This is a genomic window from Flavobacteriales bacterium TMED191 (assembly GCA_002171975.2).
In the GTDB taxonomy this organism is placed as follows: Bacteria; Bacteroidota; Bacteroidia; order Flavobacteriales; family TMED113.
In genome coordinates this window covers 1-18426 of the sequence record NHIO02000044.1, presented here as the reverse complement: position 1 = coordinate 18426, position 18426 = coordinate 1, and the positions used below count along the sequence as shown (strand labels likewise).

Here is an 18426-nt window from a genome sequence, read left to right as displayed (position 1 = left end):
GATCCGTAGTCAGGTACTCTATCCAGTTGAGCCACAGGGCCATTATGTTTAATTTAATTAGACAATAAAAAAGATCTTAACTGATGTGTACTTTTAGGTTTTGCAACAATTTCCATCTTATTATTTAAAACAAAAATACTTGGAGTTTTTTTAATTTTATAATCTAAACAAATTGGGGACTTATATACTTTAAATTGACATATATTAACCCAATTAAAATTGTTATCTTTGACAGTTGTTTCCCATTTTTTCTTTTGACCGTCTAAAGAAATTGCAATAATTTCTACGCCTTCACTATTTTGACTATACCAATTTGCAAAACCTGGCATTTCAGCCATACAATGATTACAATGAGAAGCCCAAAATAATAAGACAGTATAATTATTCTTAGAACAAGTATACTCTAAATTAATATCTACTCCATTTAAATCCTTAGTAATTATATTTGGAGGAATATTACCAACTTGTAAGTTTTTAAATTGAGAAGCACGTTCTTTTAACAGGTCACTTGGTTCAATATCATCGCCACATCCTTCACCAAAAATATATTCATTCATTATATAATCACACAAGTCGTTCCATATAGGGTCATTTTTCTTTTGCGTCTGTCCAGTATTGTAAAAGCCATCTAACATATTATACATACAGAATTCAGCCACTTTATCGTTTTGTTTAGCATATTCCATCACCACATCAACTGCATCATGAAAACCAAATTTATTATTACTATAATCATTAAAATTCTGAATATAAGTTTGTATACGATTAGGCAATAAACTACTTCTAATTATACAAGCATCAGAAAAATCTATATCATTAAAATATAAATGAGAAATAGTATTATAAGGAGATTGCATATTAGAAATAATCATGCCATAATATGTACCTGGGAACTGGCTATCCAATAAAAGACCATATTGAAATAATTCATTTTGAAGAGTTTTCATTTCTCTAATTTTTTCATCTCTCGATTTTTGACTCTTTCTAATTAATTTAATTTTAGAATTGATTGATTCTTCTTTAGCTGCATATGATTTTTTCACATCATTATCCTTCGAATTAGGAATCTCATAATCTTTTTTAATCCTAAAATTGTTAAGCTTAATGAATAATGACTGGGATTTATTTATTTCAGATGGATTAATTACAAAATCTAATGAATTATTAGAGTTATTAAAAGCAATTCGATAGACACCAGCATAAAACAAACGCTTTTTAAATGAAAATTTTCCAGCACTAATATTTACACTATCAAGAAGATAATCATCATTACCAATCATCTCATATAAAAACATTTTTCCATTCCTAGATTTAAGTTTTTCAGAAAACTCGCCTGAAACAATAACATGATCATATTGATTTTTAACGTAGCTAGGTGCTTTTTCAGATCCTAAAGGAACTTCTTTTTCTATTTGAGAAATTAAGAAAATGGGTAATAAAATGAAAATATAAAATATTCTACACATATTAGTTCGTTTATGATGACGAATATATCACTTTTTTAGCAGAGTATAAAGTGTTTTTAAGTAATGAAGCAATCGTCATGGGACCAACCCCACCTGGAACAGGGCTAATATATGAGACCTTATCTTTCACTTTATCAAAATCAACATCACCAATTAACTTATACCCACTTTTAGTAACAGATGAAGGTACTCTATGAATACCAACATCAATGATAACGGATGATTTTTTAACCATATCATTTGTTAAAAAATGAGCTTTACCTAACGCAACAATAATAATATCTGACTGCAAGGTTAAGGATTTTAATTTTTTTGTTTTGCTATGAGCTAATGTTACTGTTGAATTCCCAAAAGAATTGTTACGAGACATTAAAATACTTATAGGAGTCCCCACAATATGACTGCGCCCTATTACCAAACACTTCTTTCCAGTTGTATCAATATTATATTCTTTAAGTAAACTCATAATACCAAAAGGTGTAGCAGGTAAAAAACAAGGCAAACCTAATACCATTCTACCAATATTGACAGGGTGAAAACCATCTACATCCTTTTTATAAGAAATATTATGCGTTACAACATCTTCATCTAGGTGATCAGGCAAGGGTAACTGAACTATTAAACCATCAATATCATCATTACAATTAATCTCATTAATTTTCGTTAAGAGTTCTTTTTGTTCAATACTACTAGGAAAATTAATAACTGTAGAGTCAAATCCTATTTCATTACACGCTTTAACTTTAGCATTTATATAAGTTCTGGATGCAGGATTATCGCCAATTAATATTGCTGCTAAATGTGGAGATCTTAATCCATTTTTATTTAGAAACTGAACCTCAACTTTTAATTCCTCTTTAATTTTATTAAATAATTTTTTGCCGTCTAAACTAATCATAGTTAATTAAATTTATTTGGATGAGAATTTAAATTTTTCATCATATTTTCTAAACCACCACTCTTCATCATCTTCATCATCTTACCCATTTGGCTAAATTGTTTTATTAATTTATTAACATCCTCAACTTTAGATCCACTTCCTAATGCAATACGTTTTCTTCTTGAAGAATCAATTATTTTAGGATAATTTCGTTCTTCTTCTGTCATTGAAAAAATCATAGATTCAATCCCTTTAAAAGCATCATCATCAATATCCATATTTCTTACCATTTTACCCACACCAGGAATCATACCTAGCATATCCTTTAGATTACCCATTTGCTTAATTTGCTTAATTTGTTTTAAAAAATCATTAAAATTAAATTGATTTTTAAGCATCTTCATCTCCATCTTTTTGGCTTCTTTTTCATCAAATTGTTGTTGAGCTCTCTCAACTAAAGAAACAACATCACCCATACCTAATATTCTATCAGCCATTCTTTTGGGATAGAATACATCTAAAGCATCCATCTTTTCTCCTGTACCTATAAATTTAATTGGCTTATTAACCTCTTGTCGTATAGTTAATGCAGCACCCCCTCTTGTATCACCATCTAATTTGGTTAATACTACTCCATCATAGTTTAGCACTTCATTAAAGTTTTTTGCTGTATTAACTGCATCTTGACCCGTCATTGAATCGACAATAAATAAAATTTCAGAGGGTTTAATAATGTCTTTAATAGATTTAATCTCATTCATCATAATTTGATCAATCGAAAGTCTCCCTGCTGTATCAATAATAACAAAATTTCTATTTTGACTCTTTGCATGCTTAATTCCTGCTTGAGCAATTTTTACAGGATCTTTTTGATTTAAATCCTTGAAAACTGGCACAGAAATGGAATCACCAACAATTTGCAGTTGTTCAATAGCAGCCGGTCTATAAACATCACATGCAACTAACAATGGTTTTAAATTATTTTTTTTAACCATTCTATTCGCAAGTTTTGCAGAAAATGTGGTCTTTCCTGAACCCTGAAGACCAGCAATTAATACAACAGTAAAATTAGAATCTAAATTTATTTCTGAAGATTCGCTTCCCATTAGTTTACTTAATTCATCATGAACAATTTTAATCATTAATTGTCCTGGATTAATTGCGGTTAAAACCTTTTGACCTAAAGCTTTTTCTTTTACAGTGTTAACAAATTTCTTAGCTGTTTGGTAAGAAACATCTGCATCAATTAAAGCACGTCTAACTTCTTTTAATGTTTGTGCAACATTAATTTCAGTAATTCTACCCTGGCCCTTGAGTAAACTAAATGCACTTTCTAATTTATCTGATAAATTTTCAAACATAATACTACATTTTTGAAGGGACTTTAATTCCCAATAGATTCATTCCTTTACTTAATAAAACACTTACTTTTTTTGACAAAGTAACTCTGAAATTTATATCATTAAAATTGTCAACATTTAAAATAGGTATTTTTTGATAAAAATGATTGTATTCCTTAGCTAAATTAAATAGATAATTAGCCAAAACAGCTGGGTTTAATTTTTCTGATGATTGACTAATTATAATAGGATAATTCAAAATCAATTTTATTAATTTCTTTTCTTCAAAAAGTAATGACCTCTGAATTTTAAATAATAAAGATAAATTAAGAGATTTTTCTAAAATTGAATTAATTCTAGCATATGTATACTGAATAAAAGGACCTGTATGTCCATTAAAGTCAATAGATTCTGCTGGGTTAAATAAAATATCTTTTTTGGCATCAGGTTTTAAAATATAATACTTCAAAGCAGCATCACCAATCATAACCGACAGATTATCAATATTATCTATATCAATCTTGTTAGAAGATAGAATAATTTCTTTGGCTTGTTTATGCATTTCATCCAACAAATCATCAATATCTACAACAGTACCCTCCCTAGATTTCATTTTACCCTCAGGCAAAGTCACCATACCGTACGACATGTGAAACAACTCCTTAGACCAAGAATAATTCATTTTATTTAAAATTTCAAATAATACTTTAAAATGATGATTTTGCTCATTACCAACTACATAAATCATTTTATCAAAAGAAAAATCATTATACCGACATATTGCTGTTCCAATATCCTGAGTAATATAAACAGCAGTTCCGTCAGAACGAAGTAATAATTTATTATCTAAATTCTTATCTTCAAGATTGACCCAAACCGACTTATCATCTTTTTGATTAAAAATATTCTTTTCTAAACCTTTTTTAATGAAGTCTTTACCAATTAAATAAGTGTCGCTCTCATAATAAATTTTATCAAAACTAATGCCAATTTTTTTATATGTATCTTCAAAACCATCATACACCCATGAGTTCATTTTCATCCACAATTCAATTAATTCTTTATCACCACTCTCCCATTTACGAAGCATTGTCTTAACTTCATGTAATAATTTTGAATTATCATCTAAATCCTTGACACTATAACCACTCTTAAGCAATTTATTTCTCTCTTCCTGATATTTCTGTTCAAATAAAACATAATACTTGCCAACAAAATAATCTCCCTTCATATTAGACTTTGAAGGCGTATCTCCATTGCCAAACTTAAGCCACGCAAGCATTGATTTGCAAATATGAATACCTCGGTCATTGATAATTTGAACTTTATGAACCTTAAAGCCATTAGCAATCAATATATTTGACATTGCATGGCCTAATAAGATATTTCTTAAGTGCCCTAAATGTAAAGGTTTATTAGTATTTGGAGAACATGATTCTAATACAATGGTAGAATTCTTTTTTTTATTTAATTCAAAATTAGGCGAAAAACTAAATTCTAAAATCTCTAACCAAAATTTATCAGTGAATTCTAAATTTAAAAAACCACTAACGATGTTATATGATTTGATTGTCTTTTCTTTTGTTAATAAATAATCACCTAATTCATTAGCAAATTCACTGAAAGTGAGATTTGAAAACTTCTTCAGGGGAAACAAAATGACAGTCCAATCACCACTAAACTCCTTTTTGGTTTCTTGAATTTGAATTAGATTATTATCTATTTTCAATTCTGAAAAGTAATCTAGAATTACTTTTTTAATATTTACTATATGTTTCTCAAAAATCATATTAATTATATTACAGTGATTTTCTTAAAAAAATTTCAGCAATCATACATCTAGCACTTCCTCCACCAAATGACTCAATGAAATTTAAAGGAGAATGTATGATTTTCATGTACCTTGTAATTATTTTAAATTGATCAGAAGTTAAAGAATTATACGCAGAAGAACTCATAATTAATAAAGATTCTTTATTGCTATTTTTTAACTCTAATACATTCCCTAAAAAACTATTCATTTGTAAACTTGATATATTAATTATTTCTTTATTAGTCTTTTTAAACATAGAAAGTAATATATCTTTATCTGTTTCCTCTAAAATTGCATCTAAACAAATAAAGACTATATACTTACAGATACTCATTAAAACATTTGTATGATAAATATCATGCTCCTTATCTTTAGCACAAAATGAGACACATCTATACTTCATCTGAATACACCATTTGCTAAAAAGATCAAACTCTGTTCTCTTTGATAAACAGGCGTAAGCAATTTTATTTTCTCTATCCAAAACCATACTGCCTGTGCCTTCTAAAAAAAGACCTTTCTTTTCATAAAATTCCGCATTGTTAATAATATTTTTTACTTGAAAATTTTTCTTAAAATAATTAATAATATCAGTTCTTCTTTCTAATCTACGGTTTTTAGCAAACATAGAATAAAGATAAATTGTACCGTCTTTATGAGTACTAATCCAGTTATTAGGAAACAAAGAGTCGGGTGTATTATCATTTGTATTATCAATAAATTCGATCACTTCTAATCCTTCATCTTTTAAAAGAGAAACTAATTGACAAAATTCATTTTGAGCTTGTAATCTAATTTCTTTGGCTGAAAAATTTAATTCTTTTTTTTGATAAATATTATCTAAGGCCGACTCAGAATTAAAACCAAATTTTGTTGGCTTAATCATTAAAATAGTATTTGTAGTAAAATCTTGGCTCATCATATTTATTCAATACCCGCTCAAAAGCATTTAATTCATTAATTAATTATGATTCAATTGGAAAAATTTATTTAAAATATTCTGCTTAGATTTCGGGTCATATGCATCTTCAATTGTAGGAGTACCACCAAAATTATTGGCAATACCTAGAACAACCTTTTTAATTAATGAATACTCATTATTTATAAATGGATTTATCATATCACGTGCTAATTTTAATTCAAATATAGAGAGAACAAATAAAATTAATTAGATTTATAATAGAATTTAGTACAATATATGCATCAAAAACAGAAATACATCAAATTAAAAACGTTTGATTTAAATAATCAAGCTCAATATCTTAATATTATTCTTAATAGACCTGAGAAAAGAAATGCATTAAATCCACAAATGATTTCTGAAATAATATCTGCATTTGATGAACACGAAAAATTAAAAAAAACAAAATTAATTCTAATAAGTTCTTCATCATCTGTTTTTTGCGCTGGAGCTGATTTACAGTACTTAAAGAAGTTACAAAACTACTCATATCAAGAAAACTTAAATGACTCTTATCATCTTATGAGTTTATATAAAAAAATGTTAAAATATCCAAAATTGATAATTTCAAAAGTTTGTGGACCAGCAATAGCGGGTGGTTGTGGTCTTATAAATGCATCTGACTTAGTGTTTGCAACTAAAAATAGTAAATTTAGTTACCCAGAAGTTAAATTGGGCTTTATACCTGCATTAGTTAGTACATTTTTATTGACAAAAATAAAAGGATCTGATGCAAGAGAATTATTATTAACTGGTAAATTAATTGACGCAATTTACGCAGAAAAAATCGGATTAATTAATAAAATTTGTGAGTTAGAAAATATAGATAATGAAATAATAAAATTTATCGAAAAGATTGTAAAAGAAACATCACTAAATTCTGTTAAAGAAACAAAAGAAATGCTTTATCAACTAATGGATTTAGATAAAAAACTAGAAAAAGCTGCCAAATTAAATGCTAAAAGTAGAGAAAGTGAAGATTTCACAAAAGGAATAACAAACTTTTTAGTGAAAAATAAAATAAATTGGGCTAAACAATAACATATGTCTAAATATAAAAACTCCTTAAAACTTATAATTAGTCTAACTTGTATAACCTTAATACTTTCATTAGTACTTGCTATTAATTCATACTGGTCAAATGGGCTGATGGATCAAAGTGAAATTATTATAAAAAATGTAAATTTTATAAACACTCAAAACACAATAGGAAGTTTAGGAGCGATTATAAGTGAATTCCTTATTCGAATATTTGGTGTTAGTACATATTTTTTAATTCTTTTAATATGTTTTGTACTTATAAAGACATTATTTAAATCAAAAAATATTAATCTCTTTCAAATTACTACAATACATATTTTTTTGATTATTTGGACGTGTTTGACATGTAGTTTACTTACTAATAAGATATTTTCAGGTAAATTAGGTTTAAGCATGTCAAATACTATAACACCTTTTATTGGTAAAATTGGCACAATTATATTCTTATTATTAACACTTTTAATCGCAATTATCTTAATCTTTAATATTCAAAAAGAACATTTCTATAAACTTAAACAAGTTACTATTATGATGTTACGTTTTTGGAATAAAAAAAATACTAATCCAGATAATATTATTAAAGAAAATACTAGTACAAAAACAACAAGTACCATTAAAAAATCAAGTGTAAATGAAACTCAAAATATAGCAAAAGAGTTAACATCACCAGGTATTATTATTGAGGAAATAAAAGAAGAGGATATATTAAATGAAAATACTGGGGACATAAATAAACTAGAAAAAAAGAAGATTCAATATAATTTTCCAAATTTAGAAATACTTACGGAGTATACCGAAAATAAAATTTCAATTAATGAAATAGAGGTGGAAACTAATAAAAAACTTATTGAAGAGACATTAAAAGATTTTAAAATTGATGTAGTTGTGAAACGAGCTACTGTTGGACCTACTATTACTTTATATGAAATTATTCCAGATCAAGGTGTAAAAATTTCAAAAATAAAAAATTTAGAAAATGATATTGCTCTTCGCATTAAAGCAGTTGGAGTAAGAATAATTGCTCCCTTACCTGGTAAAGGTACTGTTGGAATAGAAGTTCCAAATCAAAATCCAACAATTGTTTCAATGAAAGATGTAATTGCTTCGGAAAAATTTCAAAATTCAAAATTTGAACTACCAATTGCTTTAGGTAAAACAATTTCAAATGAGACATTTGTTATGGATTTAACAAAAATGCCGCACTTATTAATTGCAGGTGCAACTGGACAGGGTAAATCTGTTGGTCTTAATGCAATACTTTGTTCCATTTTATTTAAAAAGCATCCTAATGATGTTAAATTTATTTTAGTTGATCCTAAAAAAGTAGAATTAACTTTATATAATAAAATTGAAAAACATTTTTTAGCAAAATTATCAGACAATAGTGAATCAATTATAACAGACACAAAAAGTGTTGTAAAAACACTAAAATCATTGTGTCTGGAAATGGATAATCGATATGAACTTCTCAAAAAAGCAGAAGTACGAAATATCCAAGAGTATAACATCAAATATAAACAAGGAAAACTTTCTAATAATGAAGACCATCAATTTTTACCCTATCTAATACTGGTTATTGATGAATTTGCAGATTTAATTATGACTGCTGGCAAAGAAATTGAAATACCTATTGCAAGACTTGCACAATTATCACGTGCAATAGGTATTCACTTAATTATTGCTACTCAAAGACCTACAACAAATATCATTACAGGAACAATTAAAGCAAATTTTCCAACACGAATTGCATTTAGAGTTATACAGGGAATCGATAGTAAAACAATTTTAGATACGGTTGGAGCTAATCAACTAATTGGAAGAGGCGACATGCTAATATCAACAGGTAGTAGTTTGTCAAGAATTCAGTGCGCATTTATTGACACACCAGAAGTTGAAAAACTCACTAATTTTATTGGCTCACAAAACACTCAAATGAATTCATTTTCACTACCTGAAGAAGGTCATAAAGACAACATACCAAATGAAAAAAATACCGATGACAGAGACCCTTTATTTAGAGAAGCTGCTTTATTAATTGTTATGCATCAACAAGGTTCAACATCAATGATTCAAAGAAAATTAAAACTTGGATATAACAGAGCTGGTAGAATTATTGATCAATTGGAATACGCAGGTGTAATCGGTCCACTAGAAGGCAGTAAAGGACGTAAAGTTTTAGTAGAAAATGAAGAAGAATTAAATCAAATAATATGAAACCATTAATTTTAATTTTATTATTATTAATCTCAAATAAAATCACATCTCAAAGTCAAAATGTTGATGATTTAATAAAAAATATCTTTAGTAATCTAATTTCAGATAACGGAACATCTATTCAATTTGAATACAATTATGAAAAATCATCTCACCAAATAGAAAGTCCAATAAAAGGCCATATTTCATTATTTTCTGATAATCGCTTTTTTGTAGAATTTAAAAGAAATGAGATGAATATAATTCAACTATATGATGGGTCTAGTTTATTTACCATTCTGGTTGATGATCAAGAAATTCAAATTGATAATATAGACGGGAATTCTCAATTCATAATAAATAATATTTTACAAGAATATCAAAATAATTATCAGCGTACAATAATAATTGACAATAAGAACTTTACTACTATTAAATTTACTCCTAAAAAAAATGAATACGAAAATGTATATAATGACTGCATAGACTTATTAGAGCTACCTGTTTGCCTTAAATTACCAAGACAATGTAGGATTGGAATCGACTCACTAAATCAAAATAAATTAAATGATTGTATTTCTAATTCAAAACAAAAAAATACAAATATTGATTTTATAGAAATTAATATTGACAAAAAATCACAACAAATAAAATCAATTAAACAACTAGATCAATTTAATGGACATGCAACTATTGAAATTATAAGCATGAAGGAAGCTGATGAAAATTTATTGAAAATTGATAAGCCAGAATACGATAATTTTGAAATTATTGATTTTAGAAATGAAAATTAGTTAATTTTTTTATAGCCAAAACTATCATATCTTAAAATTACAACACCTTCGTTAATAAAGCCATTATCATCAATTTGATAAAAATCAAAAATATTTTCTAATACCTTAGATGAGTTAATGCTAGATAAAATTGGCAAAATATAATCTGATTGGGATAATAATTGTGAAAAATATGTAGCTATCTCATAACCAACAAGACAGTATCTAAGATCTGGAATATATTGATATTGATTATAAAATTCAACAATAAATTGTGAGATAAGTTGAGAATTATCCATCTTATGATAAGGAAAAGATAAATTCATATCCGTTAGATCAGTGAAATTTAAATGGTCATAATTATATAAATTCTGCATTCCATATACTATCATCCCACTATCTCTACATGCATGTAATTTTGATAATAAATCAGTAACAAAAACATTGTCCTCAGAGGGAATAATAATAACATTTCTTTCACCTAATGTGTCAAGTTCATGATAAATAGAATCTACAACATTAGCATTTATCTTAATTTCTTTAAATTTTATTATTGAAGTATCTACTTCAAAAAGAAGGGTATTACTAAGATATATATCTTTTGGTATAATAGTGTCAATACTTATACTAGAACTATCTGGAACACTTCTAGTCAAAACCTTCTTAAATAGTGTATCTCTACGAATCAAAAGAATATTATCAGAACTATGATTATCAAATATATAATTTGAAAAAGTTTTTAATTGATTTTCAAGTGAAGGTTGAATTTGAATTACATTTGAATGGTTATTCACAATATGTTGCTTCTTAGAAAATGGAGCAATAATAGGAACTTTCTTTTTTTTAAAATTATCAGTAAAATAAACGAAATTATCAGTAAACAAAGGACCGACTATTAAATCAACACCCTTTAAAGATCTACTGTTAATTATGTGATCTAAAATAACTTCTGATTTATTATCATGTGAAATATCAAAAACAGAAATTTTAAAATTTAAATACTCTAAATTATTGAGCGCCATTATAAAACCATTAAAAAAATCTATTGATATTAAACTTTTCTTAAATAAGTCAGGTTGGTAATTTTCATTAATTGAATCAGGATTTAAACTCAATATTGACTCATTACTTTCAATACAAAATGGCAATAACAAAGCAATATGATAATCAAATAAATCCTGCTTTTGATTAATAGTATCTATTGATAAATTTCTAGAGGAATAATGAGAAAAAACATTTTTAATTGGACTAACTAAATTGTTATTTTGGGCGAACAAGAAATAAGGGAAAAATATAAATATGTATTTCTTTATTCCCATTCTATTGTAGCTGGAGGCTTGGAACTAATATCGTAAACCACTCGATTAACTCCATTTACCTTGTTAATAATTAAATTAGATACTTTTGATAAAAAATCATAAGGCAAATGCACCCAATCTGCTGTCATTCCATCAGTTGACTCAACGGCTCTTAAAGCAACTACCTTCTCATAAGTTCTCCCGTCCCCCATTACACCAACACTACTATCACCTAATAAAATAGCACCTGCTTGCCACACTTTATGATATAAATTGTAATCCTTTAATGCATTAATAAAAATACTATCAACCTCTTTTAAAATATTTACTTTTTCTAATGTGATGTCACCCATTATCCTAATAGCTAATCCTGGTCCAGGAAAAGGATGTCTATTAATAATAGATTTATTAATTCCAAGCGCTAATCCTACTTTTCTAACCTCGTCTTTAAATAACGTCTTGAGAGGCTCGACAATCTTCAAATTCATTCTTTCAGGCAGACCACCAACATTATGATGAGACTTAATTGTTTCAGAGGGACCACCAGTACCAGAAATAGATTCTATAACATCAGGGTAAATTGTGCCCTGGCCTAACCAAACAACATCTTTAAAATTAATAGCACATTTATCAAAAACATCAATAAAAGTAGCACCTATAATTTTTCTCTTTTGTTCAGGGTCAGATACACCAGATAAATTTATTAAAAATTTATTCGAAGCATCAACTCCACTAATATTAAACCCCATGTTTTTATATCCATCTAAAACTTCTTTAAATTCATTTTTTCTCAACAAACCATTATCAACAAAAACGCATTGTAGATTATCACCAATTGCTTTATGCAATAAAAAAGCTGCAACAGTTGAGTCTACTCCACCAGACAAAGCCATTAAAACCTTTTGATTCTTGATTTTCATTTTTAATTGATTTATTGTTAAATCAATAAAAGATTCGGAGGTCCAATTTTGACTAAAACCACAAAGTGAAATAAAATTTGATAACATTTCTTTACCGTATTGAGAATGATAAACTTCTGGATGAAATTGAAAACCCAAAGTATGTTCATTTTTAATAGCAAAAGCAGCTATTTTTACATCATCAGTACTAGCTAGTAATTCGCAGTTATCCGGAAGTTTTTTAATTGTATCGCCGTGAGACATCCAAACAATAGAATCATTTTTTACATCGTTAAATATTTCATGATTAGAAAGTACTAATAAATTAGATCGGCCGTATTCTCTATTTTCAGAAGCAACCACATCACCTCCTAATTCGTTTGCAATTAACTGAGCTCCATAACAAAGTGAAAGAAGTGGCACCTTTCTCCTAATTAATGATAAATTAATCTTGGGTGAAAGAGAATCTTTGACTGATGAAGGACTTCCAGAGAGTATTACACCTTTAATATTTTTTTGTAGTATAGAAAATTTATTATATGGAATAATTTCTGAACAAACATTGAGTTCTCTAACCCGTCTAGCAATAAGTTGAGTATACTGAGAACCAAAATCAATGATTAATAAAACTTCTTTCATGTTTAAAATAAATTTATTCAGCTGTTTTCTTTTAATATAATATATTTATTATCAAATATTAAACTTTCTTCTATTAATAAATTAAAAAATGCTGGACCATATTTTATAAAGTAAGGAATAAAACTATATGATTTTTCCTGTGGATTATTATTAGTGAAAATTTTTTGCTCTAAAGAAGAAAGTTGATCAAGGACATTTTTATTATTGTTTTTTTCGAATTTTATTATTTTGGACTCTAGTTGTAATAATGAATTATTAACCCTTTTTTCAAAAACTCTAAATGAATTCAATGGGAAATTGTGAATTTTACTAATTTTTTTTTCAATTATTTCTAATAAATCATTTATATCTTTTTTTAATTTAAGATCATCGTGATTTGATATATTTTTAATAATTTTTTTAATTTTTAAATGATAATCGATAAATATATCTGCATCATTTAAATTATGTTTTTTGTAAAAATTTAAAATACTTTTAGATAAAATTATAAAAAAGGAACGAAGATCTAAAACAGGAAATAATTTACCTTTGGAATTAAATAAACTTAATAATTGCAACCAATAAGCAATCTCAGAAGGCCCACCAAGGTATAAAACATTTGGCAATATACTTTGCTGATATAATGTTCTCATAAATACATTAGGACTAAATCTATTTGGATAGTTTTCAATTTCATTTAATAATTCTTTTTTTGTCCACTCCTTATTATGACATAAGGATTTATACTCGTTATTATTATATAAAATCTTTGATCTAATATTATTATGTAAATAAAACAAATTTGATTTTAAAGGATTAATCATCGGCTTATAGATAGAACGCATACTCAAATTGGAGTCTAGAATGTTTTTAAATATGTAATTAGTTGTAATTTCTTCCTTCATATCATTAGAAAAAAGTTGTTTCTGAGCCATGCAGTTACCATCAACAACAACCAAACCATAATCGCCAAAAAGAGAATTTATTATTGACCTAGTTGCATCCGCATAATTAGAATTGGCAGTATATGCGTGATAATAAATATTATACAAATCCCTTCCATGTTCAGATTGATCTAATACCTTTTTTAAATCACTTAATAAATCTTTCATCGAATGAGTAGACAAATTACCTACTGCGTTCTTAGTTTGTAAATTCCAACTATATTTTTTATTGTAAATTGACAACTCGTTAATCTCTTTAAAATCATGATCTTCTGTTGCCATCCAAAAACAAGGAACAAATCTATGATTTGGAATATGCTCATCTAAATAATTTGCATAAGCAATTAGAGAAGTTATTTTATATATTAAAAAAAGTGGAGAAATAAAAATATTTAATTGATGACCTGTACAAATAGTAAATGTTTTTGAATCTAATAAAAGATTAATATTATCATCCACATCTTTTGACCTTCCAGCTAAAAAAGAAGTGTTATTATATTGTTTACGTACAGTGTTTACTAAAACCTCTCTGGACTCAAAATTGATTTTTTTTAATTTATTTTTTAATGAATCAATATTAGGAAAACAATCAATAAATGATAATAATTTTGAATCACTTTTGATAAAATCTAAAATTATAGGAGAAAATAAATTTGTTTCAGAAAAAGAAAGGGAACTTTTTTTTGTTAACATATTATTTAAATAATGATTCTACAAATTCCATTTTATTAAATAATTGAATGTCTTCAATCTTTTCACCGACCCCAATATATTTGATTGGAATACTTAATTGATCACAAATGGAAATAACAACACCTCCCTTAGCTGTACCATCTAACTTTGTTATTGCTAAGTGAGTAACATTTGTAGCTTTAAGAAATTGTTTAGCTTGTTCCAATGCATTTTGTCCTGTAGAAGCATCTAAAGCTAACACCACTTCATGAGGAGCAGAATGAGTTAACTTGCCAATGGCTGAAGAAATTTTTTCTAATTCAGACATAAGGTTAATTTTATTATGTAGTCTTCCAGCAGTATCAATAATTACATAGTCAATATTTGATGCGATAGCAGATTGAATTGTATCATATGCTACAGCAGCTGGGTCTGAACCCATTTTTTGTTTAACAATAGGGACGTTAATTTGATTAGCCCATTTATCAATCTGATCAATTGCAGCAGCACGAAAAGTATCTGCAGCCCCAATTAATACGCTTTTACCTTGAGTTTTAAAAAAATTTGCAAGTTTTGCTATAGTAGTAGTTTTTCCAACACCATTTACACCAACAAACAAAATAACATAGGGTTTAGTGTTCTCAGTATTATCAGACTTTTGATTTACATTTAATAAACCAATAATTTGATTTTTTAAAATAATCTTTAATTCCTCCTGATTGACATACTTGTTTTTTGCAACAAATGTTTCAACCAAATCAATAATTTTAATAGTAGTCTTAACTCCAACATCAGATGTAATTAACATTTCTTCAAGTTGATCTAAAAATGTATCATCAACCTTGTTTTTACCTGTGAAAAACAATTTCATTTTACCAAAGAAGCCATCTCTTGTTTTATCTAAAGACTTATCTAGCTTTGACTTTTGTGAATCACTATTATCTATTAGTGAATTATTCGAGATATTAGATTTCGACATTTGAGATGTTTTCACCTCTTCTGAGTTGCCACCATCTATTTCTGATGACTCAATTGAATCTAAATCTGCTTTCAACTCTTCAGAGTCTTTCAAATGAACTGGTGTTTCCTCAATGAAATTATTATCGATAGATAAATCTTTAGAACTTGTAGATTGAGATTCTGATACAGCAGNAGATTCCTCTCGCTTAATTGAGGGTTGAGTATTCTTTTCACCTTCTTCCCTTAACAGCTTATTATTATTGGCTTTTTTGCTAGATGTATTATCTTCCTTGGGTTTTAAAATTTGTTTGATTTTATCAAATATGCCCATTGACAATAATTAAAAAGATTGAAACTAGATTAAAATTGATTTGGAATCAAAATTTATTTGTCTTGTAAAAAAGAAGTAACATCTTCTTTTAAAACAATTTTTTCCTTAAAAACATACGCCCCAGTCTTATCTGAACGAATCATTTTTATAGCTTTGGTATACCCCTTTCCTCCGCCTTTTTGTAATGTTGCAACTACTTTTTTAGCCATAATAAATTATTTTATTTCCTTATGAATAGTATATTTTTTTAATACAGGATTAAACTTTTTCATTTCTAAGCGATCGGGAGTATTTTTCTTATTTTTAGTAGATATATATCTTGAAGTTCCAGACATTCCACTTGTTTTGTGCTCCGTGCATTCTAATATTACTTGAACTCTATTACCTTTTTTTGCCATTACCTCTTAAAAATTTATTTATTAAAATAGCATGCAAATCTAATAAAAAATATATTTACACCCAAATTTCATTACTTTTTTCTATTATACTATTTAACTTTTAAAACATTAATTAAAAACAAATCATTCTCAACATATAAAGTGTCTATATCATTTTCTAAATCTATTTCTTGCCATTTTGTATTAGGATAAATCCATTCGCTAATATTTGGCTGTAGTTGTACTAACAAAGGCATATTAAAATTAACCTGCACATCATTCCATCTAAATTTTAAAAAATATTTACTTTTTCTCTTTTTAATTGAATATTCTAGTACTGGTATCTGATTATTAAAAAGATATTGGTCAAAAAAAGCATCTAAATCATATTCAACATGTGCTTTGATATAATCAATAACTTCTTCTGTATTTACATTTTGATGATAAAAAGTTAATTGTAGCCCCCTTAATATATTAAACCATTTTAAATCATCTCTTAAAATTGTTCTCAGTGTATGCAATACCCAACTACCTTTATAATACATATCAGTATCAAAATGTAAACTACTCACAATTGGGTGATTATTTTTAATACGTTGTTTTTGAAAATTTAAATAAACAAGCATTTTATTGTAATCATAAAAATTTTCAACATACAATGCTTCTGCATATGTTGCAAACGACTCATGAATCCACATATCTCTTTCCGACTTCATACTTATACTATTCCCCCACCATTCATGAGCTGTTTCATGAATAATAATAAAATCAAAATCTATATCTTCAGGATAGTTTCCTAAATAACCTTTCATATATTTATTTCCATATGCAATACAACTTTGATGTTCCATACCCAAATAAGGAGTTTCAACCAATTTATAACCATCTTCATAAAATGGATATGGACCAAATTGCTCTTCAAAAATATGTATTACAGAATCTACCTGAACAAAATGTTGTTGTGCTAATTCAAAATGTTCATCTAAAACATAATAATCCATGGATAAATTACCCAACTCACCTACTAGAGTGTCATTAAAATGACGATACTGAGCAATATTAAAAGTCACATTATAAGAATTAATTGGATTTTTTACTAACCAAGAAAAAGATCTTTTGTCTGAATAATCATTAACAATCTCTAATTGACCATTAGCAACAACTAAATATGGCTTTTTCACTATAAAAGTCATGCGCAAACTATCTGGCTCATCAGCTAAGTCATCCTTTGTTGGCCACCAAATACTAGCACCATCCATTTGACAAGCAACCCCTACCCAGTTTAAATTATTTGAATCTTTGGACCAAACAAATCCACCATCCCAGGGAGGTTTCTTAGCAATTTGGGGCTTTCCATTATAGAATACATTAATAACAAAATTATCTATTTCCTTGAAGGAGTTAGGAATTAAGACTGAGTTTTTTTTTCGAATAAAATCTACTTTTTGATTTAGGATAAAAATACTATCTACTATCATATTTTCTGCTAAATCTAAATTAAATGTATCAATCTTACATTTTTTTTCAAACTCCATTAAGTTAGCACCAATAATTTCCTGATTATTTAAAAAAAACTCGACAGTAAGATGAGAATACTTGTAATCATAACAAAAGCGAGAGCTATCAAGAAGCTCTTCTTGAGCAAAAGAAATAAATGATATAAATATAATAATCCTGTAAAACAGCATTTGTAATTGAGGGGATGGAGAAAAATTATAACAAACCTTTATCTTTGGCAATTCTTAAAACTTCCGAAATACCTTTTTTATCAATTGTTTTTAATGTAGACGTTGTAACTTTTAAAGTTATCCACTTTTCCTCAGAGGGGACAAAAAATCTTTTTTTAATAAGATTTATATT

General features: G+C 27.3%; 16 protein-coding genes. 3 read left to right on the top strand and 13 right to left on the bottom strand.

All coding sequences use genetic code 11. The features are described from left to right. Positions 1-53 precede the first annotated feature (53 nt). The 5 genes from CBD51_005345 to CBD51_005325 are packed head-to-tail and all read right to left on the bottom strand — an operon-like array spanning position 54 to position 6418. Positions 54-1466, bottom strand: a complete 1413-nt coding sequence (locus tag CBD51_005345) for a DUF4369 domain-containing protein (GenBank protein ID RPG58378.1) — start codon at positions 1464-1466, stop codon at positions 54-56. Between the two features lie 10 nt (positions 1467-1476). Then, positions 1477-2364, bottom strand: coding sequence for a bifunctional 5,10-methylenetetrahydrofolate dehydrogenase/5,10-methenyltetrahydrofolate cyclohydrolase (locus CBD51_005340; GenBank protein ID RPG58377.1), 888 nt, complete (start codon positions 2362-2364; stop codon positions 1477-1479). 2 nt (positions 2365-2366) lie between these two features. Then, a complete protein-coding gene (locus CBD51_005335; GenBank protein RPG58376.1) occupies positions 2367-3707 on the bottom strand; it encodes a signal recognition particle protein in 1341 nt (446 codons plus the stop codon). Positions 3708-3711: 4 nt separating this feature from the next. Then, the gene (locus CBD51_005330; GenBank protein RPG58375.1) at positions 3712-5475 is read right to left on the bottom strand and encodes an arginine--tRNA ligase; all 1764 of its coding nucleotides are present in this window, start codon (positions 5473-5475) and stop codon (positions 3712-3714) included. A 10-nt stretch (positions 5476-5485) separates the two neighbouring features. Next, on the bottom strand, positions 5486-6418 hold the full coding sequence (locus CBD51_005325) for an amidinotransferase (protein RPG58380.1): 933 nt from the start codon (positions 6416-6418) through the stop codon (positions 5486-5488). A gap of 279 nt (positions 6419-6697) precedes the next feature. Here CBD51_005325 and CBD51_005320 point away from each other — a divergent pair, with 279 nt between their 5' ends. From CBD51_005320 to CBD51_005310, 3 genes are read left to right on the top strand one after another with little or no spacing between them, the layout of a single operon-like run. Beyond that, a complete protein-coding gene (locus tag CBD51_005320; protein ID RPG58374.1) occupies positions 6698-7501 on the top strand; it encodes an enoyl-CoA hydratase/isomerase family protein in 804 nt (267 codons plus the stop codon). 3 nt (positions 7502-7504) lie between these two features. Continuing rightward, the gene (locus CBD51_005315; GenBank protein ID RPG58373.1) at positions 7505-9715 is read left to right on the top strand and encodes a DNA translocase FtsK; all 2211 of its coding nucleotides are present in this window, start codon (positions 7505-7507) and stop codon (positions 9713-9715) included. Further along, positions 9712-10488: a hypothetical protein gene (locus CBD51_005310; protein RPG58372.1), complete on the top strand. Its 777-nt coding sequence runs from the start codon at positions 9712-9714 to the stop codon at positions 10486-10488. The genes CBD51_005315 and CBD51_005310 overlap by 4 nt, the downstream gene beginning before the upstream one ends. Here CBD51_005310 and CBD51_005305 read toward each other — a convergent pair. The 8 genes from CBD51_005305 to CBD51_005270 form a co-directional block, all read right to left on the bottom strand. Beyond that, complete coding sequence (locus CBD51_005305) at positions 10485-11786, bottom strand: hypothetical protein (GenBank protein ID RPG58371.1); 1302 nt, start codon at positions 11784-11786, stop codon at positions 10485-10487. The two genes, CBD51_005310 and CBD51_005305, sit on opposite strands and share 4 nt — an antisense overlap. Continuing rightward, positions 11777-13303, bottom strand: coding sequence for a glutamine-hydrolyzing GMP synthase (locus CBD51_005300; protein RPG58370.1), 1527 nt, complete (start codon positions 13301-13303; stop codon positions 11777-11779). The genes CBD51_005305 and CBD51_005300 overlap by 10 nt, the downstream gene beginning before the upstream one ends. A 17-nt stretch (positions 13304-13320) precedes the next feature. Next, positions 13321-14919 (bottom strand): bacillithiol biosynthesis cysteine-adding enzyme BshC, encoded by a 1599-nt coding sequence (gene bshC, locus CBD51_005295; protein ID RPG58369.1) that lies wholly within the window; start codon positions 14917-14919, stop codon positions 13321-13323. 1 nt (position 14920) lies between these two features. Continuing rightward, positions 14921-15877: a signal recognition particle-docking protein FtsY gene (ftsY, locus tag CBD51_005290; protein ID RPG58379.1), complete on the bottom strand. Its 957-nt coding sequence runs from the start codon at positions 15875-15877 to the stop codon at positions 14921-14923. Positions 15878-16242: 365 nt separating this feature from the next. After that, the gene (locus CBD51_005285; GenBank protein ID RPG58368.1) at positions 16243-16398 is read right to left on the bottom strand and encodes a DUF4295 domain-containing protein; all 156 of its coding nucleotides are present in this window, start codon (positions 16396-16398) and stop codon (positions 16243-16245) included. A gap of 6 nt (positions 16399-16404) precedes the next feature. Then, positions 16405-16587 (bottom strand): 50S ribosomal protein L33, encoded by a 183-nt coding sequence (rpmG, locus tag CBD51_005280; GenBank protein RPG58367.1) that lies wholly within the window; start codon positions 16585-16587, stop codon positions 16405-16407. Positions 16588-16676: 89 nt separating this feature from the next. Continuing rightward, positions 16677-18305: a M1 family peptidase gene (locus tag CBD51_005275; protein RPG58366.1), complete on the bottom strand. Its 1629-nt coding sequence runs from the start codon at positions 18303-18305 to the stop codon at positions 16677-16679. Further along, the coding region (locus CBD51_005270) for a 50S ribosomal protein L28 (protein RPG58365.1) at positions 18280-18426 on the bottom strand (147 nt) is incomplete at its 5' end. The genes CBD51_005270 and CBD51_005275, both read right to left, overlap by 26 nt.

What these genes read in the sequence shown, in the direction of transcription:
- CBD51_005345 (RPG58378.1), bottom strand. Translation starts at nt 1,466, where the DNA reads ATGTGTAGAATATTTTATATTTTCATTTTATTACCCATTTTCTTAATT.
- CBD51_005340 (RPG58377.1), bottom strand. Translation starts at nt 2,364, where the DNA reads ATGATTAGTTTAGACGGCAAAAAATTATTTAATAAAATTAAAGAGGAA.
- CBD51_005335 (RPG58376.1), bottom strand. Translation starts at nt 3,707, where the DNA reads ATGTTTGAAAATTTATCAGATAAATTAGAAAGTGCATTTAGTTTACTC.
- CBD51_005330 (RPG58375.1), bottom strand. Translation starts at nt 5,475, where the DNA reads ATGATTTTTGAGAAACATATAGTAAATATTAAAAAAGTAATTCTAGAT.
- CBD51_005325 (RPG58380.1), bottom strand. Translation starts at nt 6,418, where the DNA reads ATGAGCCAAGATTTTACTACAAATACTATTTTAATGATTAAGCCAACA.
- CBD51_005320 (RPG58374.1), top strand. Translation starts at nt 6,698, where the DNA reads ATGCATCAAAAACAGAAATACATCAAATTAAAAACGTTTGATTTAAAT.
- CBD51_005315 (RPG58373.1), top strand. Translation starts at nt 7,505, where the DNA reads ATGTCTAAATATAAAAACTCCTTAAAACTTATAATTAGTCTAACTTGT.
- CBD51_005310 (RPG58372.1), top strand. Translation starts at nt 9,712, where the DNA reads ATGAAACCATTAATTTTAATTTTATTATTATTAATCTCAAATAAAATC.
- CBD51_005305 (RPG58371.1), bottom strand. Translation starts at nt 11,786, where the DNA reads ATGGGAATAAAGAAATACATATTTATATTTTTCCCTTATTTCTTGTTC.
- CBD51_005300 (RPG58370.1), bottom strand. Translation starts at nt 13,303, where the DNA reads ATGAAAGAAGTTTTATTAATCATTGATTTTGGTTCTCAGTATACTCAA.
- bshC (RPG58369.1), bottom strand. Translation starts at nt 14,919, where the DNA reads ATGTTAACAAAAAAAAGTTCCCTTTCTTTTTCTGAAACAAATTTATTT.
- ftsY (RPG58379.1), bottom strand. Translation starts at nt 15,877, where the DNA reads ATGTCGAAATCTAATATCTCGAATAATTCACTAATAGATAATAGTGAT.
- CBD51_005285 (RPG58368.1), bottom strand. Translation starts at nt 16,398, where the DNA reads ATGGCTAAAAAAGTAGTTGCAACATTACAAAAAGGCGGAGGAAAGGGG.
- rpmG (RPG58367.1), bottom strand. Translation starts at nt 16,587, where the DNA reads ATGGCAAAAAAAGGTAATAGAGTTCAAGTAATATTAGAATGCACGGAG.